At 43.6% G+C, this 21,917-nt stretch carries 22 protein-coding genes; 7 read left to right on the plus strand and 15 right to left on the minus strand.

The annotated features are described in order from the left end of the window. Window positions 1-101: 101 nt before the first annotated feature. On the minus strand, window positions 102-1,274 hold the full coding sequence (locus DBR11_RS16395; protein ID WP_108553732.1) for a hypothetical protein: 1,173 nt from the start codon (window positions 1,272-1,274) through the stop codon (window positions 102-104). Further along, window positions 1,271-2,254 carry a DUF2157 domain-containing protein gene (locus DBR11_RS16400; RefSeq protein ID WP_108553760.1) on the minus strand — a complete coding sequence of 328 codons (984 nt, stop codon included), beginning with the start codon at window positions 2,252-2,254 and terminating at the stop codon, window positions 1,271-1,273. Before DBR11_RS16400 ends, DBR11_RS16395 begins: the two co-directional genes overlap by 4 nt. A gap of 133 nt (window positions 2,255-2,387) precedes the next feature. Here DBR11_RS16400 and htpG point away from each other — a divergent pair, with 133 nt between their 5' ends. The 7 genes from htpG (at window position 2,388) to DBR11_RS16435 (ending at window position 8,878) form a co-directional block, all read left to right on the plus strand. After that, the gene (htpG, locus tag DBR11_RS16405; RefSeq protein WP_199233863.1) at window positions 2,388-4,277 is read left to right on the plus strand and encodes a molecular chaperone HtpG; all 1,890 of its coding nucleotides are present in this window, start codon (window positions 2,388-2,390) and stop codon (window positions 4,275-4,277) included. 145 nt (window positions 4,278-4,422) lie between these two features. Then, complete coding sequence (locus DBR11_RS16410) at window positions 4,423-5,436, plus strand: type IX secretion system membrane protein PorP/SprF (RefSeq protein ID WP_108553733.1); 1,014 nt, start codon at window positions 4,423-4,425, stop codon at window positions 5,434-5,436. Window positions 5,437-5,489: 53 nt separating this feature from the next. Then, window positions 5,490-6,071, plus strand: coding sequence for a TlpA disulfide reductase family protein (locus DBR11_RS16415; protein ID WP_108553734.1), 582 nt, complete (start codon window positions 5,490-5,492; stop codon window positions 6,069-6,071). Window positions 6,072-6,152: 81 nt separating this feature from the next. After that, window positions 6,153-6,548 carry a hypothetical protein gene (locus tag DBR11_RS16420; protein ID WP_108553735.1) on the plus strand — a complete coding sequence of 132 codons (396 nt, stop codon included), beginning with the start codon at window positions 6,153-6,155 and terminating at the stop codon, window positions 6,546-6,548. Window positions 6,549-6,566: 18 nt separating this feature from the next. Further along, window positions 6,567-7,160: a penicillin-binding protein activator LpoB gene (locus DBR11_RS16425; RefSeq protein ID WP_108553736.1), complete on the plus strand. Its 594-nt coding sequence runs from the start codon at window positions 6,567-6,569 to the stop codon at window positions 7,158-7,160. A 36-nt stretch (window positions 7,161-7,196) separates the two neighbouring features. Beyond that, on the plus strand, window positions 7,197-8,606 hold the full coding sequence (locus DBR11_RS16430) for a COG3014 family protein (RefSeq protein ID WP_233260789.1): 1,410 nt from the start codon (window positions 7,197-7,199) through the stop codon (window positions 8,604-8,606). An 11-nt stretch (window positions 8,607-8,617) separates the two neighbouring features. After that, window positions 8,618-8,878 (plus strand): hypothetical protein, encoded by a 261-nt coding sequence (locus tag DBR11_RS16435; RefSeq protein WP_199233864.1) that lies wholly within the window; start codon window positions 8,618-8,620, stop codon window positions 8,876-8,878. On the opposite strand, the gene DBR11_RS16440 is transcribed toward DBR11_RS16435, so the two are convergent. The 13 genes from DBR11_RS16440 to DBR11_RS16500 all read right to left on the minus strand — a co-directional run bounded on the left by DBR11_RS16440 (window position 8,875) and on the right by DBR11_RS16500 (window position 21,917). Further along, the gene (locus DBR11_RS16440) at window positions 8,875-10,413 is read right to left on the minus strand and encodes a YifB family Mg chelatase-like AAA ATPase (protein WP_108553739.1); all 1,539 of its coding nucleotides are present in this window, start codon (window positions 10,411-10,413) and stop codon (window positions 8,875-8,877) included. The genes DBR11_RS16435 and DBR11_RS16440 overlap by 4 nt on opposite strands. A 113-nt stretch (window positions 10,414-10,526) precedes the next feature. Further along, window positions 10,527-11,867, minus strand: coding sequence for a signal recognition particle protein (ffh, locus tag DBR11_RS16445; protein WP_108553740.1), 1,341 nt, complete (start codon window positions 11,865-11,867; stop codon window positions 10,527-10,529). An 83-nt stretch (window positions 11,868-11,950) separates the two neighbouring features. Then, window positions 11,951-13,009, minus strand: coding sequence for a DUF3078 domain-containing protein (locus DBR11_RS16450; RefSeq protein ID WP_369974436.1), 1,059 nt, complete (start codon window positions 13,007-13,009; stop codon window positions 11,951-11,953). A gap of 37 nt (window positions 13,010-13,046) precedes the next feature. Beyond that, on the minus strand, window positions 13,047-13,811 hold the full coding sequence (locus DBR11_RS16455; protein ID WP_108553742.1) for a hypothetical protein: 765 nt from the start codon (window positions 13,809-13,811) through the stop codon (window positions 13,047-13,049). Window positions 13,812-13,860: 49 nt separating this feature from the next. Continuing rightward, window positions 13,861-14,754 (minus strand): glucosaminidase domain-containing protein, encoded by an 894-nt coding sequence (locus tag DBR11_RS16460; protein ID WP_108553743.1) that lies wholly within the window; start codon window positions 14,752-14,754, stop codon window positions 13,861-13,863. A gap of 4 nt (window positions 14,755-14,758) precedes the next feature. Further along, entirely contained in the window at window positions 14,759-15,322 is a 564-nt protein-coding gene (locus tag DBR11_RS16465; RefSeq protein ID WP_108553744.1) for a glucosaminidase domain-containing protein, read from the minus strand. Continuing rightward, on the minus strand, window positions 15,319-15,957 hold the full coding sequence (locus DBR11_RS16470) for an O-methyltransferase (protein WP_108553745.1): 639 nt from the start codon (window positions 15,955-15,957) through the stop codon (window positions 15,319-15,321). Before DBR11_RS16470 ends, DBR11_RS16465 begins: the two co-directional genes overlap by 4 nt. Window positions 15,958-15,964: 7 nt before the next feature. Then, complete coding sequence (gene ruvX / locus DBR11_RS16475) at window positions 15,965-16,381, minus strand: Holliday junction resolvase RuvX (RefSeq protein WP_108553746.1); 417 nt, start codon at window positions 16,379-16,381, stop codon at window positions 15,965-15,967. Window positions 16,382-16,464: 83 nt separating this feature from the next. Continuing rightward, on the minus strand, window positions 16,465-16,938 hold the full coding sequence (locus DBR11_RS16480; RefSeq protein WP_108553747.1) for a hypothetical protein: 474 nt from the start codon (window positions 16,936-16,938) through the stop codon (window positions 16,465-16,467). 4 nt (window positions 16,939-16,942) lie between these two features. Next, entirely contained in the window at window positions 16,943-18,220 is a 1,278-nt protein-coding gene (locus tag DBR11_RS16485; protein ID WP_108553748.1) for a hypothetical protein, read from the minus strand. 7 nt (window positions 18,221-18,227) lie between these two features. After that, window positions 18,228-19,496, minus strand: a complete 1,269-nt coding sequence (locus tag DBR11_RS16490; protein ID WP_108553749.1) for a condensation domain-containing protein — start codon at window positions 19,494-19,496, stop codon at window positions 18,228-18,230. A 5-nt stretch (window positions 19,497-19,501) separates the two neighbouring features. Then, window positions 19,502-20,707 (minus strand): glycosyltransferase, encoded by a 1,206-nt coding sequence (locus DBR11_RS16495; protein WP_108553750.1) that lies wholly within the window; start codon window positions 20,705-20,707, stop codon window positions 19,502-19,504. Window positions 20,708-20,717: 10 nt separating this feature from the next. After that, window positions 20,718-21,917 (minus strand): glycosyltransferase, encoded by a 1,200-nt coding sequence (locus DBR11_RS16500; RefSeq protein ID WP_108553751.1) that lies wholly within the window; start codon window positions 21,915-21,917, stop codon window positions 20,718-20,720.

A 21,917-nucleotide genomic window follows, 5' to 3' on the forward strand; every position in this document is an offset into this window, starting at 1 on the left:
GGCAAATGGCGATACAAAATGCAGTATGAATCAACTGCATAATTTTTAATCTCGAAGGGTTCATAGTTTAAACGTTAATATAAACGAAGATAAAAAATCTTTTAGAACTTCCCACTGGCACCCCCGCCTCCAAAATCACCGCCCCCAAATTTAGCCGCTTCGGCAGGAGGGGTACCTGTACTTGAAAAGGTTTCAGCAATAACCAGGGATTCCACACGCATATGGTCCATCAGATGCTTCTCCGCAGTTTCTTCGTAGGTAAAACCATGCTTAGGGATTTTGAGGTAGCGGATAACACCATAGGCGATAGCGATCAGTCCAGCCCCGGTAAGGCATAGGATCGCTTCCAGAGACATTAAATGGAAGTAATTTCGAATGGTGAAGGCGGCGGCGGCAACCAAAAGCAGCCCAGACCGTAAAAGCACGACGTCTTTCTTTCTCAAGCCCCATGCGATATAGACCAGAGGAATAGCGATTGTCCAGAACCAGAAGAACAGGCCAAAGGGCAAATTTTCAGAACCACTCAGCGATTCATTCAGTGTTCGGACCACAAAGTAATTTCCGGAAAGATATAAACACATTAAAGCAACAATTTGCAGCATGATCAAGGCTTGGCCATAATACCATTTTTTTAACCGGTCATGTGTTCTTTCTGCCCATAGATACAGCAAGCCCGCAGAGATGATCAGGACGAATGGAAGCAAAAGCTGCCCTGTTGGGCCGGCTTTATACAGGAGGAAAAAGACAAAAGTCAGCAAAGAAATTCCTGCAGCTGCAGCCATGAGCATGTCCGCAAATCTCAAAGCCAGAAACAGGCAGTAAACAAACATCACAGCAGAAATCAGCAAAAATCCATTGATGTCTCCCCATTTAAAGCTCTCGAAAGATAGCCAGCACAATCCCGTTAAAAAAGTTCCTGCACTGATCAATACCAAGGCGTCATCTACACCGGACTTATAATGATTACTCTGGCCAGCCATCAGTTCCAAGCCCCCATAAGTGAGGGCTGCAATCAGGAATATATACACAGAAAAGTCTATGGAATGCGCATCTATAAACATCAGGGAAATCATTCCTGAAGCCGCGGAAACAATTATACAGGTGAGGATGAAAAGGCCGGCCCTGATCCAAATCCCAGGGCTATAAAAACCATGAGGATATTTTTGTTTAATCTCCTGCTGTTCTGAAGTTGTAATCAGGCCTGCATCAAAAGCTTGTTCAGCTTCATGTTGAATTTGAAGGTGTTGTAGCCAGGTTTTATTGTAGATGATCATGCCGTCTTAATTTTTTTGTTTAAACGAATCAGTAAAATAATAATGGAAACGGCCGAGGCAATGAAGTAAAAGAAGCCCAGGAAAAAGGCACCTTCTCCATCTCCGGCATTAAATAAGGCCCTCATCACAAGGCTACTGATCGCGATATAACCGTAAAGTACGGTCAGCATCAGGAAATAAAAGGACTGGCGGGTAATTGCTTCCTTATAAATATAGGCCCCAAGAACAAATACCCCCAAAAGAAAGAGGTACGCGATACCAAATTCATAATGAATAAAATAGCCGGCAAGCAATGCAATAAAGCCAATATGGATACCAAAATGCATATAGGTAAAACCAAAATGCTCTTTTACCTTAAAGCGGCGGCCTGCGAAATCGGCTGCAAGCAGGAGTAAAGCCAGTAAGATATAGGTGTAAATGATGGTTTGGTTGTCGTAATTGCTGCTCATCAGCAATTGTTTTGGTGTGACAGAGACCCCCATCCAAAGCGCCAGATTGGTAATGGCCAGGCTCAATAAGCCAAGATGATCAAATTCATAAGCCAGAAAAAACAAAACCACCATGGGGATAAAAGTAGCCAGGCCATAATTTGTGCCAAAAAGATGATACTGAAACTGTATATAACCCACAAAGGTCAGAAAGCTAAGTGAACCCAGTAAAAGGGCATAATCAAAAAAAGAACCCGGAGATTTTACCCTTTCCCTGCTAAACGGCAGTTTTTGTTTAAAACAATAAAAAAAACAAGCCCCGCAGATCAATGCAATGATCAGCAGAATGACCTGATGGCCTATCGTGTCTATATTTTGATAAATGAGGATACCCAATCCGGTACTCAGCAGCATAACGCCAAGGTACAACAGGGTTTTTAACTCCCAGTGCAGGGAAAACAAAGGCTGGGCTTGCTGCTGCTCAATTTTTTCAAAGGATTCGACACTGATCAGCTGCTCTTCCCTTAACTTTTTTAAGAGGTCAAAATTCATAGGTTTAGCGTAGGTATACCCAATAATACGGAAAGATCTGGAAAACCAGATCATTTACTGTCAAATTGACAAGTTTAAAGATTGGAACAAGGCTTGATAAGCTGTATATGTTAAACAAAAATAATCCTAATATATGAGCATAGAAGAAAAAGGAAGTATTTCCATACACACCGAAAACATTTTCCCGATCATTAAAAAGTTCCTGTACTCAGATAATGAAATCTTTTTGCGCGAGCTTGTTTCAAATGCGGTTGATGCAGTACAAAAAATCAAACGCCTTGCAGCTCTTGGTCAGTACAATGGTGAGCTTGGGGAACCCCTTGTTGAAGTGGCGCTGGATGAAGAGAAGAAGACCATCACCATCTCAGATAATGGTTTAGGAATGACTGCTGAAGAGATTAAAAAGTACATCAATCAGGTGGCTTTCTCCGGTGCAAGTGAATTTGTAGAGAAATTTAAAGACGCCAAAGATGCCAACGAAATCATAGGTAAATTTGGTTTAGGCTTCTATTCGGCCTTTATGGTAGCAGATCTGGTAGAGATCCAGACCTTATCTTACCAGGATGGTGCCGAGCCAGCAAAATGGACTTGCGACGGCAGCACCAGTTACGAAATTTCTGAAGGCAGCCGGACCACCCGCGGTACGGATATCATTCTGCACATCAACAGCGAATCAGAAGAATTTTTAAGCAAACAGAAACTGGGAGAAATCCTGGATAAATATGGTAAATTCCTGCCTGTTCCAATTAAATTTGGTACCACTACAGAGCAGGAACCGGACGGAGAAGATGAAGAAGGAAAACCGAAAACCAAATCTGTAGAGGTAGACAATATCATCAATACCACCAACCCGATCTGGACAAAAGCACCTGCAGATTTGTCAGACCAGGACTATCTTGATTTTTACAAGCAACTATATCCCTTCTCTGAAGATCCTTTATTCTGGATCCACCTGAATGTAGATTATCCTTTTAACTTAACAGGTGTATTGTACTTCCCTAAAGTAAAGAATGATTTCGATATGCAGCGCAACAAGATCAAGCTGTTCTCCCGTCAGGTATTTATTACCGATGAGGTTAAAGACATTGTTCCCGAATTCCTAATGTTGCTGCACGGGGTAATCGATTCACCAGATATTCCTTTGAACGTATCCAGAAGCTTTTTGCAGGCAGATAGTAATGTGAAAAAGATCAACAGCTATATCACCAAAAAAGTTGCTGATAAATTACAGGAATTATTCAATAAAGACCGTAAAAGCTATGAAGAGAAATGGAGCGATATCGGCCTGTTTGTAAAATATGGTATGGTAAGCGAAGAGAAGTTCTATGATAAAGCCAAAGATTTCGCTTTACTGACCAATACAAAGAACGAAAACTTTACTTTGGAGGAATACCGTGAAAAAGTAAAAGATTTTCAAACAGATAAAAACGGACAAGTAGTGTATATCTATACCAATGATCCGGCTAAACAGGATAGTTTCATTCAATCGGCCAATAAAAAGGACTACGATGTGCTTTTAATGAACTCTGCGATTGATAACCACTTCATTAGCTCATTGGAACACAAGCTGGAAAAAACATCTTTAAAACGCGTAGATTCCAGCGTAGCGAGTAAGTTAATTGAAAAGGACGAAAGCACAGAATCTGTGTTAACAGAAGAGCAGTCTAAAACGGTAAAAGAGGTTTTTGAAAAAGCGATCACCAAGCCAGGTATGCATGTAGAGGTAGTTGGATTAAATCCAGAAGAATTACCTGTTACTGTAACCATGGATGAGTTTATGCGCAGGATGAAAGATATGGCCCAAATGGGTGGTGGTATGGGTTTCTATGGCAATATGCCAGACAACTACAAGGTCGCTATTAACGGTAACCATAAATTGATTTCCCGTATCCTGAAAAGCGAAAATGAAGAAGAGCAGAAAACACTGGCTAAGCAAGCGGTGGATTTAGCATTGTTGGCACAAGGTATGCTGACAGGGGCTGAACTGACTGAATTTGTAAGCAGAAGTGTAGAGCTGATCTAATCTGGATTTAAACAGAATATTTGATTAACCCCGCAGCGTTTAACGTTGCGGGGTTTTTATTTTTCTGAGATATTTATCTGGAAAACAGGATACATTGTATAAGCTTGAATTAATTTAATAAATTGCTGCTGTTAAAAAGGGCTTCTTGAAAATACGATCCAGTTTTATATGCGCTTTATTGCTTAACCTTGCAGCCTGTTACGGTCAGCAGAGGCCGCAGTATTCTCAATATATCTTAAACAATTACCTCTTAAATCCAGCTTTAAGTGGCATAGAAAACTATACAGATATAAAGATAGGCTATCGAAACCAATGGGCGGGGCTTGAGAATTCACCAAAGACCAGTTTTGTTACCGCCAACTGGGCACTCGGAAAAGAATATCTATGGTCGAATGCCCTGTCTTTTGAAGAAGATGGAGATAACCCCATGAGCAGGAGTTATATGCAAAACTATACCGCTTCACCCGCACATCATGGGGTCGGCTTTACTGCCGTAAGAGATAAAGCAGGTCAATTGTCAACCCTCACTTTTAACCTGACCTATGCTTATCACCTTCGCTTATCAGATCAGTTAAATATGTCTTTAGGCGTAGCGGCAGGGCTAACTAATATAGATCTTGACATCAATGCCCTGCAGTTTGAGAATGGCAATGATCCCGCATTGAATAATGCAATTGGCAGCCAGCTTAAACCAGACCTCTCCACAGGGATTTGGATCTATGGTGCCCGTTTCTTTTCAGGGATCTCTGTACAACAGATCCTACCTCAAAAATTAAGCTTTACCAGGTCTCCTGGCGAGAATACAGGTAAGCAAGTACCACATTTTTTTGTCACTGGAGGATATAAGGTGAGTGTAGACGACGATATCAGCATTATCCCTTCGGTGATGCTGAAGCAAATCCAGGCATTGCCGACCTCCCTTGATTTTAATGTAAAAGCAGCCTTTAAAGATAAGTTCTGGTTGGGTGCCAGCCTTCGAAAAGATGATTCCTATACTGCCATGGCCGGATTCAACCTGGGGCATTTTGTCAACCTGACCTATGCTTATGATTTTACCACCTCCCAGTTAAATCAGGTCAGCAACGGTAGCCATGAAATTGTACTGGGCTTCCTGCTGAACAATGTATATAAAGTTATCTGCCCACAAAGAATGTGGTAAGCTTATTGTGCGTAACAATTCACAAAGCATCGCGTCTATAGCTATATAAGCTTATGAATAAAATCACTTTCCTAAAAAAACACTTCTGGAATGGCTTGTTTCTAGCTGTTGTACTGGTGCTTCTGTTTGTTCCTTCAGCAAAAGCTTATCTGATGCAGGGTCTTATGCAGGTTGGCTTGTTTAAACCTCATACAGAAACAGCGGCTCAGGGAAAAGCGACAGACCTTCGCGGAATTAAATTCAAAGACGCAGAAGGCAATAGCATTGATTTGGGCGATCTGAAAGGAAAAGTGATCTTTCTGAATTTCTGGGCTACCTGGTGCCCACCTTGCCAGGCTGAAATGCCCTCTGTAAACCGGCTTTACGAACAATTTAAAAACAATAAAGACATCGTTTTTTTCTTTGTAGACGCCGACGGCGATTTTGCAAAAGCTAAAAAATTCATGGATCGGAAGAAATACAGCCTGCCTGTATATTCCATGGGGAGTTCCGTCCCCGAGGAAATTTTTAAAGGCTCGCTGCCCACCACAGTCGTGCTTGATAAGGAAGGCCGGATCTCTTATAAAGGAGAAGGAGCTGCCAATTATGCAGACCAGAAATTCCTGGATTTCATGGAAAAATTAACCAGGATGTAAAAAAGTGTTAAATGAGATTTGAAAAACAATATATTAGTTTGAAAAGGAGTATTTTTGTATATCGTTAAAACCTTAATAGATATGAAAAGGAATTTAATAATGATCGCCGGCCTTCTTACAGGGATAACCTATGCTTCAGCAGGCTACGCTCAGCAAACAGATCTGGTTGCTGATCAGAATCCAAGATATGCAGAGAGTGTAAATAAATACAGCAGGATGGCAGATTCGCTAACCTATGCACAAGGAACAACTGTTCAGGAAACCTATAAAGCATATGACTGGTATGAAGCCAGAGAAGAGCGTCGCCGTTTAAGGAGAGAAAGGAATTATCAGCTTTCCCTGTACGGCGGATATAGCAATTATGACAACTCCTGGTATTACCCAGGATATAACAATTACTGGAACTATGGAGGGTATTCAAGATACCTTTATCCATCATTCGGTTTCCGGACAAGGAATTTCTGGTTTGGCTTTTAGCAATAATAAAACACATATATGCAACTGAAAAGAATAATTACTATAGCTGCTTTTGCAGTTTCAGGCCTGATCATCACTTCATGCTCTAGGCAAGTTACCCGTGTAAGTACCGATGAAGCCATCGACGTTAGCGGAAACTGGAACAATACCGATTCAAGACTGGTGGCCCAGGATCTGACACAGAACATCCTGGGGGCAGCCTGGCTGAGCAATCACCTGGAGCAAAATGCAGGTAAAAAACCTGTGGTGATCGTAGGGATGGTTCAAAACAAAAGCCATGAGCATATAGAAGCAGAAACTTTTGTAAAAGACGTAGAGCAGGCATTCCTGCAAACACAAAGAGTACGTTTGGTACAGGGCGGAAAAAAACGCGAAGAACTGCGTGCAGAGAAAGCAGATCAGCAATCTAATGCTTCTGTATCCAGCATGAAGAAATTCGGACTGGAAAACGGAGCAGATTATATTTTGCAAGGTTCTATCAACTCCATCGTCGATTCTCACAAACGTAAAAAAGTAGTTTATTATCAGGTGAACCTGGAGCTGACCAATATCCAGACCAATGAAGTGGTATGGATCGGAGAAAAGAAGATCGCTAAATATGTTAAAAACTAGGATTATTGGCGGGCGCTTAGCATGACAACGATCCGGATGAATATTTTTAGAGCATCAACTCTTTTTGGATTGATGCTCTTTCTTTTTAGCTGTGCCAGCTATAATGACCGTACTGCGCTGTATTATAAGCAGATTGCAGATGGAAATTATGCACAGGCCAAAACCGAGCTGGATAAAAACAGCTTGCTGAAAAAACCAAGAAATAAACTACTCCTGTTGATGGAGGAAGGTAAAATGGCCCATCTGACCGGAGATTACGAAGGCAGTAACCGCTATTTTAATGAAGCTGATCAATTGCTGGAGCAGGGGCTTGGCGGAATCATGGACGGTACTGTTGGGGTATTGGTCAATCCGATGTCGCAAACCTATAAAGGAGAAGACTTTGAAAAATTCATGATCCACTATTACAAGGCCCTGAATTATTTCTATTTGAACAATACGGATGAAGCCATTGTAGAAGCCAGGAGGATTACCCTGCAATCCCAGGAGCAAGGGGATAAATTCAACAACAAAGAGAACCGTTATTCTAAAGATGCCTTTTCTCTAATGCTGCAGGGCCTGATCTATGAAGGCGGGAGGGATGTAAACAATGCTTTTATTGCCTATAGAAATGCAGCAGATGTTTACCTCACCGCACCCGACACCACTTATTACGGAACAAAAATACCGGATGGCCTGAAAAAGGATGTGATCCGCACGGCTTATCTGAACGGTTTCCAGTCTGAGCAGAGCAAATACGAAAAACTATTTAACCTGACTTATACACCGGAAAAAGCACCGGAAGGTGGAGAGTTGATCTTGTTCTGGGAAAATGGGCTGGCACCGGTGAAACAACAAAAAGAATTTTTCTTTTCCCTGATCAAAGATGATTACGGAAATATGGTCTTTACCGATGGGAATTTTGTGATCCCTTTCTGGGATTATGATCCGGCAAAAGTGAACAAAGCTTCTGTACAAAGTTTAAGGGTAACTTACCCGATGTATGTGGCCCGGCCACCTTATTATAGCAGTGCAACCGCCAGTAATGGCAATTATGTTATTTCTCTGGAGAAAGCCGAAGACATCAATGCGCTGGCCTTTAAAACCCTTGACCAGCGTTTTGCCAAAGAAATGGGTAAAACCCTGGCCCGCCTGGCGGTTAAAAAAACAGCAGAATACCTACTGACCGAAAGCGGAAAAGGAAGCGGTAAAAACGGGAAGAATGATGGTTTACTGACTGGCCTTGGCTATGGTATGCAGTTGTACAGCTTGCTTTCAGAGAAATCCGATACCAGGAACTGGCAATCTCTGCCCAACCAGATTAACTATGCCCGTATTCCCTTGCAAAAAGGAGAAAACACCATTACCCTTCAACTTAAAGGAGCCAACGGACAAGACCAGACCAAAACCATTAAGATTGAAGGAACAGGCGGATTAAAATTCTACAATTACGCCTCTTTACGTTAAAATTTATAATTATGCAGGAACCATTTGATATCACTATTGGTCATATAGATTACGCTGTATTTCCCGAGGGGAACGACACTTATGCCATTTTTAAAGACGGGGCAGAATATGCCCATATTCAGAAAGACACCGATCTGCAATGGATCAGACTGGATATGGAAACCGGTACACCTCTGTTTGAAAGCGATGAAGAAATCAACCAGATAGGACGAGAGATTCTGGCTTATGTTCCTGAGCCGGAAGAAGAACATCTGGACGAGGAAGAAGACTAACCGGCCCAGCTTTCCCGGTCCAGGCTCCGGTAGTGGATGGCTTCGGCCAAATGTTCCAGCCGGATCTCTTCACTTTCAGCCAGGTCGGCAATGGTTCTGGAAACTTTAAGTATCCTGTCGTAGGCCCTGGCGGAGAGCCCTAGTTTCTCCATGGCCTTTTTGATCAGCAATCTTCCGGCCTCATCAATCTCACAACGCTTACGAACCATATTTGGGCTCATTTGGGCATTACAGTGCAGGCTTTGGTGATCCGCAAAACGACGGTCCTGAAATTCCCTGGCGCGGATCACCCGAGCCCGGATGCTGCTGCTCTTTTCCGTTTCTTCCAGTGAAGAAAGCTCATTAAAATGGACTGGGGTAACCTCTACATGCAGGTCTATACGGTCTAATAAAGGGCCTGAGATTTTGCTAAGGTATTTTTGTACCAGACCCGGGCCACAAATGCATTCCTTTTCCGGATGGTTATAGAACCCACAGGGGCAGGGGTTCATCGATGCGATCAGCATAAAGCTTGCAGGATATTCGACACTTAACCTCGACCTGGAGATGGTCACCTGCCGTTCTTCCAGAGGTTGCCGCATAACTTCCAGTACAGAACGTTTAAATTCTGGCAATTCATCCAGGAAAAGCACCCCATTATGTGCCAGGGAGATTTCTCCCGGCTGTGGATTCGCACCGCCACCCACCAGGGCCACATCTGAAATGGTATGGTGCGGGCTGCGGTAAGGTCTTTCTGTCATTAGAGAATCCGCTGCCGTTAGTTTTCCAGCTACAGAATGAATTTTGGTGGTTTCCAGAGCCTCCTGTAAATTCAAAGGCGGCAAAATAGTGGGCAGTCGCTTGGCCAGCATCGTTTTTCCCGAGCCCGGCGGCCCAATCAGGATCAGGTTATGTCCACCCGCTGCAGCGATCTCAAGTGCACGCTTAATGTTCTCCTGCCCTTTTACATCAGAAAAATCCTGCTCATAACTGTTGACATTGTTATAGAATTGAGTCCTTGTTTCTACAACCACGGATTCGAAGACCTGCTTTTTATTGAAGAAAGCAATCACTTCCCCCAGGTTCTTCATTCCATACACCAGCAGATCATTCACAATGGCGGCCTCCCTTGAATTGTCCTTTGGAAGGATAAATCCGGAGAATCCGGCTGCCCTGGCCTGGATGGCTATAGGCAATGCTCCTTTTATAGGCTGTAATCCGCCGTCTAAGGAGAGTTCACCCATAATAAAGTATTGGTGCAGCTCCTGTACTTCTATTTGTCCAGAGGCCGCTAAAATACCTACTGCGATAGGAAGGTCATAAGAGGAGCCTTCCTTGCGGATATCTGCAGGGGCCAGGTTCACCACAATCTTTTGCCTTGGCATTTTAAAGCCTGCTGTCTGTACGGCGCTTTCAATCCTGCGCAAGCTTTCTTTAATGGCATTATCAGGCAAGCCAACTATATGATATTTATTTCCGCCACCAATACTGACCTCAACGGTAATGGTTAGTGCATTTACGCCAAACACAGCGCTTCCAAAAGTTTTTACAAGCATATTCAACAGATTAAATGTGCCAATGTAGAGGAAAACATTTTGAATATCATTATGCCGCAGAAATAAAAAAAGCCCGTTTAAAAACGAGCTTTTTTCTAATACCGGATCAGATTTTACATCTTTCCCTGTGGCATTTTTGGCATATTACGCATCATTTTAGCGGCAGCAGCCGGGTTAGAAAACTGTTTCATCACCTTACGCATATCCTCAAACTGCTTGATCAGTTTGGTTACATCTTCCACTTTATTTCCTGAACCATTGGCAATCCTTAAGCGTCTGCTTTGCTGAATGCTGTCCGGGTTCTCTCTTTCGAATTTTGTCATGGATTGAATGATAGACTCTACGCCTTTGAAAGCATCATCTTCAATATCCACGTTTTTCATCATTTTACCTACGCCAGGAATCATGCCCATCAAATCCTTCATGTTACCCATTTTCTTGATTTGCTGGATCTGGTTGTAGAAATCGTTGAAATCAAATTTGTTCTTGCGGATCTTCTTTTGAAGTTCTGCAGCCTCTTTTTCATCAAATTGTTGCTGGGCGCGCTCTACCAGGGAAACCACGTCACCCATACCCAGGATCCTGGAAGCCATCCTATCCGGATAGAAAACATCCAGTGCTTCCATTTTCTCCCCTGTACCAATAAATTTAATCGGCTTGTTCACAACCGATTTAATCGATAAAGCAGCTCCACCACGGGTATCACCATCCAGTTTGGTCAGCACCACACCGGTAAAATCCAATCTGTCGTTAAATGCTTTTGCTGTATTAACCGCATCCTGTCCGGTCATGGCATCAACAACGAACAGGATTTCGTGCGGTTTTGTATGTTCTTTAACAGCCGCAATCTCATTCATCATCTGCTCATCAATGGCCAAACGACCGGCAGTATCGATAATGATCACGTTGTTGTTTTGTTTTTTACCTTCTGCAATCCCTTCCATTGCAATTCCAACCGGATCTTTAGATTCCTTGTTGACATACACAGGAACACCTACCTGCTCCCCAAGGATCTGAAGCTGATCTATCGCAGCCGGACGGTAAACGTCGCCTGCAACCAGCAAAGGTTTTTTTCCTTTACTTTTCAGGAAATTGGCCAGTTTACCAGTAAAAGTGGTTTTACCCGCTCCGTTTAGCCCGGCAATTAATATAATGGTTGGATTGTTTTTTAAATCAAGATCGGTCACCTGGCCACCCATCAGGGCGGTCAGTTCGTCGTTCATAACCTTGGTCAGTAACTGGCCCGGAGATACGGCGGTCAGTACGTTTAAGCCTAATGCTTTTTCTTTAACATCGTCTGTAAACGTCTTGGCTGTTTTATAATTTACGTCGGCATCCAGTAAAGCTTTACGGATCTCTTTCATGGTTTCAGCCACGTTGATCTCAGAAATACTTCCCTGTCCTTTTAAAACTTTAAATGCACGGTCTAATTTGTCCTGTAAATTCTCAAACATTTTCTTTAATGCTTAGTGTTCAATTTTTTGTAGTTGGCAAAGGTATTAATTTTGGTCGAATTGGCCGGGTATTATCTCATCTTTTACCTCGGGAAAACAAACACCACACCTAAGGCCAGTGTCTGGCTCCCCTGGATCTTAGAAGAAGTATTTCTGTCATACAAACCCACACCTGTTAACGTGGTGCTCATGAAGCGGTTTACCTTAGCGGTTAAAGCCACATCCAGACGGTGATTCATATAGCCTACATTCTCATAAGGGATCAACACCATATATTTACTTTTCAGGTTGATATTCGGAAAAATATCCTTGTCAAAGTTCATTACGATCTGGAAACCGAGATCATTTCTGAAGGTTTTTCCTCTTTCAACGCCGTAGCTATCTGTTTTTCCTCCGGGATTACCAGGATTGGCTTCATCATAAGCTCTAAAAAGCTCATCATTGTCTAATACAAAAGTTTGTCTGGCAGAACCTGTACCGAGCCTGGTAGAGAAATATTTAGTGGGTTTGTACTCAAAACCGACAGATTCGGTAAGGTAGCCTGGCGACATGAATTTAGAAGTCAATGTTGCAACTTCCTGCCCATTATTTGTGCTATATGCAAAACCCTTATCAAACTGCGACTCAAAAGTCACGGAACCGAAGAAATACCAGTTCTTCGAAATCTGGATGGCGGCCTTATTATCCCAGTAGATCCTGTCTACGGTCTTTTTCTCCATCTGGTCCTTGTTCTTCACCTTTCCATAGTTCAGGATCACCTCCGTCACATAACTATAACTTTCCTTACTGTATTCAGCCTTGTAGTTAATGATCCCCGCCAAAGCCAGTGAGTTCACTCCACCGCCACTCCAGTTATTCGAAAAAGCAGCCTGGTTCAGGTTAATCCCAACCGAAGTCTTTGTTTTCCAGTAATTCACTTTGGAATTGACAATCTGCGGCTCTATCTTGACCGGCTTAAATAACAAAGTTCCAATTCTTGAAGGCAGCGGACTGCGTTTCAGTTTAATATTGAGATCTTTTGTATTGATTGGAATGGTATCGATTTCCTGTGCCTTTAACGTTGCGCAAACAGAAAAGAGGAAGAATATGCTGATATAAAAACCTTTCATTACTACAAAGAAAACAAAAATGTTCTTTATCAAAGACCTAAATTTAAACTAATTGTCTATTTTAAAAGATTTAAGGCTTTATTTCCTCTATGGTCACTTTAGGAAGCGGCGGTAAGCGCAAGGCTCTTGGGTTTCTTTTATAAGCTGCGTAATTGTTCCGGAGGAACAGGGTAAACGCATAGTCCGAGGCCGAAAGCACAAACTCATAAGTTGGACGGTACTGCTGCATAAAATCCGTCAGCTCGTAATCGTGGATATTTAAAACCCTTTCTACGTATTCCGGGCGGAAACGAAAATCAATCACTTGTTCCCGGTAATCCTTTTCCAGGATCTTTTGAAGATGCCTGGCATTGGCCCCTTTTCGGCTCAGCAGATTATAAATCGCATCAATACCAAGACCTGCACCCTCTGGCCCAACATTGAGCAGATCTTTAGAACTGCCCCGGTCTAAAGCATATTTATATTCTTTAAGTGTTCTATCGTATTTCTGTTTCGGTGTAGGCAAACTTCCAATGATCTTTACCTCTTTGAGCCGTATAAAATGAGGCGTAAGCTGGAAATAGATAGAATTCTGACCTTTATATACGATCGTATCAATGGCATAACCTGTCAGCGCCGCAAAAAGCGTGTCACCAACAGCCACCTGCAAGGTAAATTCACCCTTAGCATTATTGTAAATGCCCACATCATTTTTAGGATTATAGATATAGACCTTCGCCAGCCTTTGTTTATTGCTTTTGTCCATCACAAAGCCCGGCACAGTTTTTTGCTGTGCATGTAAGATGCCCGTGCAGGTGCACATCAAAAGGAGAAGAAGAAATCCGGTGAGTTTCATTTGCATACAAAAATACGCGATCAGAATGATGCAGTGCGAGATATTAACATTATTTAACGATCTGCAACTGCTGGCCGATTTTAATTCCTGAGTCCAACAGGTTATTAATGGCCCTTAATTCTTCTACGGAAAGATTGTAGCGTTTAGATATATTGTACAAAGTGTCGCCCTGTTTCACCGTATAATACTTTGATGTATTTGAAGAAGCGGTATATACCGGCGTACTGACCTGAGGGGTGTCGGCAGTGCTGTCCGGTGTGGTGATCACCTGTTTAGAGGGCGGTGCCGACACAGGGGCAAATTTCTTCTGTTCTACAGCAATATTGGCATTGATCTCCGTAAAAACCCGGTCTTCACGGATAATTTTCTGTTTTTCAGATTCAGACTGATCGTACTGGTGTAATTGATACTTTTCAATCAGATTGATCAGCAGGTCCGGATATTTTGGATTCGTGGCATAGCCTGCTTGTTTCAAGCCATAAGCCCAGTTCTTATAATCGTTTTTGTCCAGCTGGAACAAAGCACTATACCTTTTTCTTTTGAGAAATTCTGAATGGTCCTTGTAAGACTGACGGGCATCTTTATACACTCGAAAACAATCGTTCTTCTTGTCATCGTCTTTATAATAACCCTTGCCCTTCCATTCAGAAGTCACCTTGATTCCAAAATGGTTATTGGCATATTTGGCCAGACTGCCGTTCCCGCTACCAGATTCCAGAATACCCTGGGCCAGGGTAATACTGGCCGGAATACCAAAGGTATTCATTTCTTCAACGGCCACACCTTTAAAAGCATCTATATAGCTTAATGTCGTATAACTTAAAGCATCTGGATTGGCTTTCTTCGCCTGTTTCTCAATCTGGCGGTTGTTCCGGCTATATTTCCTGGAGGAACAGGCCGTAAAAAATAAAAGCAGTATTGGAAGCAGCAGTCTGTAGTTCATTCAATTAATTGTCCGGGTTATGTACGGTTTGTTTCGTTACTTTTCCAGCTAAGGAAGGAATCGGGAATACAGCCTCTAAATATTGTTGCGGCCTTTGGTCGTACTTAAACAGCTCATATTTTTTGATCAGCCCAATCACCTGAGACGACCAGCTTCTGCTGCGTGCATAACCTCCCTTTTGTATACCTTTTGCCCATCCGACATAGTCGGACTCATCAAATTTATCGAAAAGACTGCTAAAAGAAGACTTGCTTTCCAAAAATTCTACAAAATGATTGTAAGAATCCTGAACCGTGGGATAGTCCTTATAGGCAGAACGGATCTCTTTACTGGAATTCTGGCCTTTTACACCGAAATGGTTGTTGAGGTACCGGGCGATTTTACTGGTCCCGGAGGCCGATTCGTGGATGGCCACTGCAAGGATCACACTGGCCGGGATATGGGAGGCTCTCATGAGTTCCTGTGCATGATCCACATTTTCATTAATATAATCAAGAGTCGTTTGGGCTTTGGAGGCCGTAAATGTAAACAGGAGAGCGGTCCAGATGTACATTAGCTTTTTAATCATATTTTTTTTCTTATGATGAATAATCCGTCGCGGACGGGTAAGATCAGTTTCTCCACCCTCGCGTCATTAGCAACCTTATCATTAAATGTAGTAATATTTTTTGTGTCTTTATCTTGTTGATTACTAAGTACTTTTCCACTCCACAGCACATTGTCCACAATAATAAGCCCTCCTGGCCTGATTCTGTCGAACACCAGATCATAGTAAGTACCATTGTTTTTTTTGTCTGCATCGATGAAAACAAGGTCAAAAACCTCGTTTAGGTCCTGCAAGCTTTTTGTCGCATCACCCAGGATATACTTAATCTGTTCATCGTAAGGAGATTGTGCAAAACTTTTTCTCACCATATCTTCTAATTCAACATTAATGTCCAGGGTATACAGAATTCCATCGGCACTCAAACCCTCTGCAAGGCACAGGGTTGCATAACCGGTAAAGGTTCCGATTTCGAGTATCCTTTTAGGCGACGTGAGTTTACTCAGCATGCTGAGTACCCGGCCCTGATAATGGCCGGACAGCATTCTTGGCATCAATACCTTTAAATTGGTTTCCCGGTCAATTTGCTGTAAAAGAGCGCTTTCTGGTTCGCAATAGTTTAACAGTAAATGTTGCAGGTCTTCATTAATCATACTCATGTTGTCTTTATAAACGGTGCTCTTGCATAAAATATTGCAGGATGATGGTCGCTGCAATGGTATCTACTCTCTCTTTGTTCTTTCTGTCCTGCTTTTTCAAGCCACTCTGCATAATGGTTTCCTGCGCCAGTTTAGAGGTAAACCGCTCATCTATCCAATACTGGGGGATGCCGGGGAAATTTTTCTTGAGGGTGGTTGAAAAGCCTTTTACATGCTGTGCAGAATCCGAAGGAGAACCATCGAGTTGCTTGGGATCGCCCAATACAAAAGCCTCCACCTGTTCGGTCAGCAGGTATTTTTTTAAATAGTCGATCACGTCTTTAGGGTGTATGGTATCCAGTCCGGTTGCGATGATCTGCAAAGGATCAGTAACCGCAATGCCGATGCGTTTGGTGCCATAATCAAAGGCGATAATACGGGCCATAAATCAATATTTAAAACAGAATAAAAGATCAATTAATGAGCAAAGGTAAGGAATCTCCTGGCGAATCTGGTCATTGCTCATTTTCAGGAGTCTGCCTGGCGCCAGTATCTTGCCCCGGTATGGAGGGTAAAGATCACGGTAAGTAAGCCCGCTGTCAACCCTAAAAGTACGGCAAGAAAACCAGCACTAAAGCCATATTGACGGGGAATACTAAACTCTGCAAGCAACAGGATCAGAAAGGCAACGGTGAGGGAAATACCCCCGTTTATCCCGGCCATTTTAAACAAGAATTTTGTTTTCTGGAGATGATCTGGAATCAACAGGTCTGTTTTGCCCTTTTTATACAGATCAATTGTTTTTTTGGACAGGTCAAACGTAATGATAAAGGGTAAAAAGAGCACCATAGGCAATAAGAACCGGGCAAAACACTGCTCGCCCCGGAATAAATAAACTGCCTCCTGGCTCCTGAAGGCGAAGTAGGGGATACAGGTATTGAAGAAAACATTTGGCAGGAAATAAATGATCAGGTTCCTGCGTACAAATTTATTAATGAACATACAGTTATAGTAAGGCCCCTTCCAGTGTGGTTTGCTCTTTTAAAGTCAATAAAGCCCGATCTTTAATCGCTGCAGCATCTTGCGGGTCCAGGAAAACCGTATTGGAGTAAAAACTAAAATCCATTTCCCCTTTAAAGGTACTTAAGACCAATGTATTCGGATTTCTCCAGGGAAAACCTACACTGGGACTGTAAATCGCTTCCAGTTCAAATGAATGATAGGATTCGGGGATGCCCAGCCTGCCCATGTTAGAGAAAGTAAAATCATGTGTCCCATCTGTAGACCTCAGATAGCTGACCATTTTGGGTACCGAAGAATGAAAATACTCGCTCATGAACAGCAGTTCATGGACCTTCATGGCCGATATTTTGGTGTCCAGGTCCTCTTTCAGCTGTTGCGCTTTTGCCAGGAAACCGATTTTCGTATCTTTTTCTACGGAAAGCTCTGCGATAGGTGCAAAGGCAAACATATGGTCCTCTTTAATCTCCTTTACAAAGCGGCGGACATCCACCGGACAAATTACTTTGCCATGCGCGCGGTTTCCTTTAACCGCATAAAAAGCCTCCAGGAAAGCAACACATAAAGCCGAATGCAGGGTAACACCAGTCGCCTTACAGCCAGCAATCAGTGCGGCGGTGCTTTCCTTATCCAGTTTCCAATGCAGCATATACCCTTTACCTGCCGGATGCTGTTTACGGGAAGACTTAAACAGAAAGAATACAGAAGCCAGAACAGAAAATACCCGGGCTTTGAAAATTTTTGAGGGGCTGCTGGAATACGATTCCGAAAGCAAACCAGCAATCGAATCAAAAGGCAGATAGCTGCCAATTTCCAGGTCTGGCTGATCCAGCAACTGTAGTACCTCAGTCATCAAGGCCACAAATGTGGTCCCATCGCAAACGCAGTGCGGACAAACCAGGATCAGATCGGAAACCGAAGTGCCTTTAATCCAGACCACCCTGGCCAGGGGAAGATCCTTATCGTCGAAAAGTGCAGACCACTCCCTTTCCGATTCCTGTTTCCAGTCTTCATCACTTTGGCGGACTACTACCCGTACCGGAATCTCCGACAAGTGGTTGCTGGAAGTGAAATGAGGAATTCCTTTAGCATCCTCCTGGATCCTGGCCCGTAATAAAGGATGTTTCTGTTGTACTTTGGCCAAGGCAGCACGAAGGTTTTCCAATGAAAAACTCCCCCTGATTTTAACCGCAAAAACACAATTGAGTGGGGTTACAGCATCCACATACATAATTCTTTCCCCAATGATCAGTCTTCTTCTCATAATTTATTTAAGCCAGGCCTATGGCCTGTTTTAGTTCAGTTATTATACTATCCCGGATGGCCAGTGCTTGTTCATAAGGAATAAAGCCCTCACTGGCGACCAGTGTAAAATCCATCCGTTCCCGGTAGGTCGATGTGATCAGGGTGGTGGTATTGCCCAAAGGACCGATCACAGAAGGACTATAGATCCTTTCCAGGCTAAAAGCCTGATATTCATATGGGATATTGATTCTGCCCAGATTAGAAAACATACAGTCGTTGCTGGATTTACCATATTTTAGAAATTTGGTAAAATGTTTCAGCGAGGAATGGGATTCTTCCATCATCATGATCGTCTCATAAGGATCCAGCTTTGCCGTTTTTTTGTCAATATCGGCTTGCATTTTACGGGCATTCTCAAAAAAGCCCGGTTCCTGCGTTGCAGAAACCACCATCATCAGCCCAAAAGCAAAAATATTATCCTTTTTGATTTCCGGAGCGAAGCGCCGGATGTCGACAGGGCAAGAGATTTTATTGTTGAAAGCCTCTTTTCTGACCACTTTAAAAGCATTCAGCACCGCCATGCACAGGGCCGTATTTACCGTTACGCCCTGCTGTTTACAGCTGCGGATCAATTGCTCGCCTAAAGCTTTATCCAGGCTCCAGTTCAGCATATAGTCCTTTTTTCGTTCTACGGCCTTTTTAGGCAATGGAACCAACCAGAGGACCAAATTCGCTACACTTCCAATCAGCTTCGCTTTCAGGATCTTTTTTTTATTTCGAAGTACCTCAGCAGGAACAATATCGTGGAGACTTAAAATTGGTTTTTCTTTGCCGATTTGCGCTTCCCCGTTGTCAAGCAGTTGCAGGAGTTCGGCCAGGATGGACATGGCCGAACCACCATCACAAAGACAATGGTGGATCACCAGGATCAAATCCGAAAACTCAGGTCCTTTGACCCAGACCAGCCTCATCAGCGGACCTTTCCGGGTATCAAACACCGTAGACCATTCCTGTACAGATTCCTGTATCCAGTCGTCTCCTCCAAGCCGGGTGCTGATCCTCACCGGGATGGCCTGGTGCGTCTGGCCTTCTTCCACAACAAACCAGGGCATTGCTTTCTCATCGTCTTCTACAAAGGCATTTAAAAGCGGGTATTTCTCCTGGAGTTTTTTTAGCGCATGTTGCAGTCCTTCCAAATGAACTTCCCCTTTGATGCAAATCGGAATCACCGCATTAAAAGGTGCCGATCCATCACCATGCAACATGCGTTCTGCAAATAATAGTCTTCTTTTCATGGGCCTCAGTTGATCGTTGCCAGTACTTGTTCAGCAGCAGCGAACTCTTCCAGCAGCTCTACTGCTTTGTCATTTCCACCTGCGGCCAGAAATGTTTCCTTAATCTGCAAGGCTGCATTCCTGTACTGTGGGTTTTCCAGCAGTTCGAGTACCGCATTTCTGAGGTCTTCAATCCGGAGGCGCTTATAGCGGATCTTTAAGCCACATCCTGCATTTTCGATCAGTTTGGCGGTATGGAAATGGTCGTAGGCAATCGGTGTGATCAGCATGGGAAGCCCGTTGATAAAAGTATCGTTCACTGTATTGAACCCGCCATGGCAAATCACCGCATCCATCATGGGCATCAGCTCAGACTGGGGCACAAAACCGTTAACAATGAAATTGTCGGGCCAATTTTCAAAGATATCCGGGTTGGTGGCCGCAACAATGGTCAAAGGGGCATGCGCAAAAGCATCAATCAGTTTCTGGAAAAACGCTGCGCGAATATCCACCAGCAAAGTCCCCAGAGAAACAAAGACCTTAGGGCCTTTTGCTTTTTTCAGTCGCTCCCAATCAAAAGCGGCCTGGTTTGGCCGGCCCTTAACCGGGCCAATAAATTTCATATGCGGCATCGGATCTTCAATGCCGGCAAATTTCTGAGAGGTGAAAACCAGGTTCATTTTATGAGAATGGATCACGATTTCATCCCCATATACCCCAAATTCCCTTTGTAAACCTTTAATCAGGTTTTCCTGCCATTCAAATATTTTGGGAGCACTGGTTGCAGTATCCCCCATCACATCTGGTGGGACCGGGGTGGTTGTTACGCAAGGAATGCCTTTAATATGCGCACATAGTGCACCTGCAAAAGTAATGCAGTCGTTTACAATCACATCTGGTCTCCAGTTATCCACGGCTTTACTTAAGGCGGCCATCATGATGCGGGCTATGGGCACATAGGTCTCTTCCAGGGCCAGTTTCATCACTTCAGGACCTGAGCAGGAAGGCCCGTCATCCTGGCGTTTTAAGATTTGCTGAAGTTCCTGTTGATGCGCTTTTAAATCTTCTTCCGGATAAAGATATTCTCCCCCCTCCGGAATATGATGAGCGGCTAAGGGCGTTACCCCAATCCATTTTACTTCGTGTCCGCGGGCAATCAAACTAGATCCTATACTTAATGTAGGGCTGATGTGTCCAAAAAAGGGAGGTACTGCAAATAAAAATCTTGACATAATTTCTTGGTTAAATAGGGTAGACGAGTTCGGCTTGTTGCACCAGCAGATCTGCGGCACCAAGGGTTCCCCCGGCTGTAGCAAAGGATGCACTGATGTGTTGAGCGGCTGTTTTGTATTGGTCCTTACTTAATATCTCTTCTGTAGCCTCCTTCAGGTGCCGGGCTTTAAAGCGGTTAAAATTTAAACGTAAACCTGCACCCACCCGAACAACACGGCCAGCCACATGGCTCTGGTCATAAGCAATCGGGATCACCACCATAGGAAGTCCATTGGTCAGGGTTTCGCAAACCGTGTTGTGACCGCCATGGCAAATCACCGCATCCAGATGAGGCAGCAGTTCGAGCTGAGGAATGTTCCGCTGCACGATGAAATTTTCCGGCCAGGCCTCAAACAAGTCAGGGTCTGAAACCACGGTGACCGTTAAAGGCTGATCAGAGAAGGCCTCTACGACTTTCTCAAAAAAGGCTTTCTTGTGCTCATGATCGAAAGTGGTTCCTATACTGACCAGTATTTTGGGCTGTGCTTTAATATTTTCCAGCTTGGTCCAGTCAAATAAAGGTGTATTACCCGTTCTTTTGTAGATTACAGGTCCGGTAAAACGATAATTGGAAGGAAGCTCCATTTCTCCAAAAAAGGCTTTGGAGGTTAAAACCAGGGTCAGCAGATCAGAACAAGCTACGCTTTGCTCCACATCCAGTCCAAGCTCCTTTTGAAGGCCTATGATCTGGTTGTTTTCCCATTCATGGACCTTGGGCAGCTCATCCATCACTTTGAGTGCTGCCGGAGCAGTCACCGAAGTGGCATAGGGGATTTTTTTCCGCAGGGCAGCTATTGCTCCGGCAAACATCTGGTGGTCGGTGATCACCAGGTCGGGACGATATTGGTCCAATAGACTGCAAATCCCCTCATAAGAGTGGCGGTTTAATGGAATCAGGACTTCCTCATAAAGAAATTTAATGCTGTCTATACCATACACGATCTTTTTGGTGATGATGTCCAGGTATTTTTCACTTTCCTGTTTCTGCCGGTCGTCCTCGGCATAGCTAATCCATAAAAGTTTCCCCCCTTCAGGAAGTCTTTTAGACAGTGCAGCATCCAGACTGATCCAGGCCACTTCATGCCCCTGTTGCAGCAAAACAGCACCTATACTCAATGTCGGATTAATATGGCCGGTTAAAGGCGGCACTATAAAAGCAAATCTTGCCAT

Origin of the sequence: Pedobacter sp. HMWF019 (assembly GCF_003061025.1) — a bacterium.
GTDB lineage: Bacteria > Bacteroidota > Bacteroidia > Sphingobacteriales > Sphingobacteriaceae > Pedobacter.

Bases quoted from the DNA above. Each gene is read 5' to 3' on its own strand.
- DBR11_RS16460 (WP_108553743.1), bottom strand. From the start codon at position 14,754: ATGAACTACAGACTGCTGCTTCCAATACTGCTTTTATTTTTTACGGCC.
- DBR11_RS16400 (WP_108553760.1), bottom strand. From the start codon at position 2,254: ATGAATTTTGACCTCTTAAAAAAGTTAAGGGAAGAGCAGCTGATCAGT.
- DBR11_RS16420 (WP_108553735.1), top strand. From the start codon at position 6,153: ATGAAAAGGAATTTAATAATGATCGCCGGCCTTCTTACAGGGATAACC.
- DBR11_RS16495 (WP_108553750.1), bottom strand. From the start codon at position 20,707: ATGTCAAGATTTTTATTTGCAGTACCTCCCTTTTTTGGACACATCAGC.
- DBR11_RS16485 (WP_108553748.1), bottom strand. From the start codon at position 18,220: ATGAGAAGAAGACTGATCATTGGGGAAAGAATTATGTATGTGGATGCT.
- DBR11_RS16415 (WP_108553734.1), top strand. From the start codon at position 5,490: ATGAATAAAATCACTTTCCTAAAAAAACACTTCTGGAATGGCTTGTTT.
- htpG (WP_199233863.1), top strand. From the start codon at position 2,388: ATGAGCATAGAAGAAAAAGGAAGTATTTCCATACACACCGAAAACATT.
- ffh (WP_108553740.1), bottom strand. From the start codon at position 11,867: ATGTTTGAGAATTTACAGGACAAATTAGACCGTGCATTTAAAGTTTTA.
- DBR11_RS16470 (WP_108553745.1), bottom strand. From the start codon at position 15,957: ATGAGTATGATTAATGAAGACCTGCAACATTTACTGTTAAACTATTGC.
- DBR11_RS16440 (WP_108553739.1), bottom strand. From the start codon at position 10,413: ATGCTTGTAAAAACTTTTGGAAGCGCTGTGTTTGGCGTAAATGCACTA.
- DBR11_RS16490 (WP_108553749.1), bottom strand. From the start codon at position 19,496: ATGAAAAGAAGACTATTATTTGCAGAACGCATGTTGCATGGTGATGGA.
- DBR11_RS16500 (WP_108553751.1), bottom strand. From the start codon at position 21,917: ATGGCAAGATTTGCTTTTATAGTGCCGCCTTTAACCGGCCATATTAAT.
- DBR11_RS16435 (WP_199233864.1), top strand. From the start codon at position 8,618: ATGCAGGAACCATTTGATATCACTATTGGTCATATAGATTACGCTGTA.
- DBR11_RS16480 (WP_108553747.1), bottom strand. From the start codon at position 16,938: ATGTTCATTAATAAATTTGTACGCAGGAACCTGATCATTTATTTCCTG.
- DBR11_RS16455 (WP_108553742.1), bottom strand. From the start codon at position 13,811: ATGAAACTCACCGGATTTCTTCTTCTCCTTTTGATGTGCACCTGCACG.
- DBR11_RS16465 (WP_108553744.1), bottom strand. From the start codon at position 15,322: ATGATTAAAAAGCTAATGTACATCTGGACCGCTCTCCTGTTTACATTT.
- DBR11_RS16425 (WP_108553736.1), top strand. From the start codon at position 6,567: ATGCAACTGAAAAGAATAATTACTATAGCTGCTTTTGCAGTTTCAGGC.
- ruvX (WP_108553746.1), bottom strand. From the start codon at position 16,381: ATGGCCCGTATTATCGCCTTTGATTATGGCACCAAACGCATCGGCATT.
- DBR11_RS16430 (WP_233260789.1), top strand. From the start codon at position 7,197: ATGAATATTTTTAGAGCATCAACTCTTTTTGGATTGATGCTCTTTCTT.
- DBR11_RS16395 (WP_108553732.1), bottom strand. From the start codon at position 1,274: ATGATCATCTACAATAAAACCTGGCTACAACACCTTCAAATTCAACAT.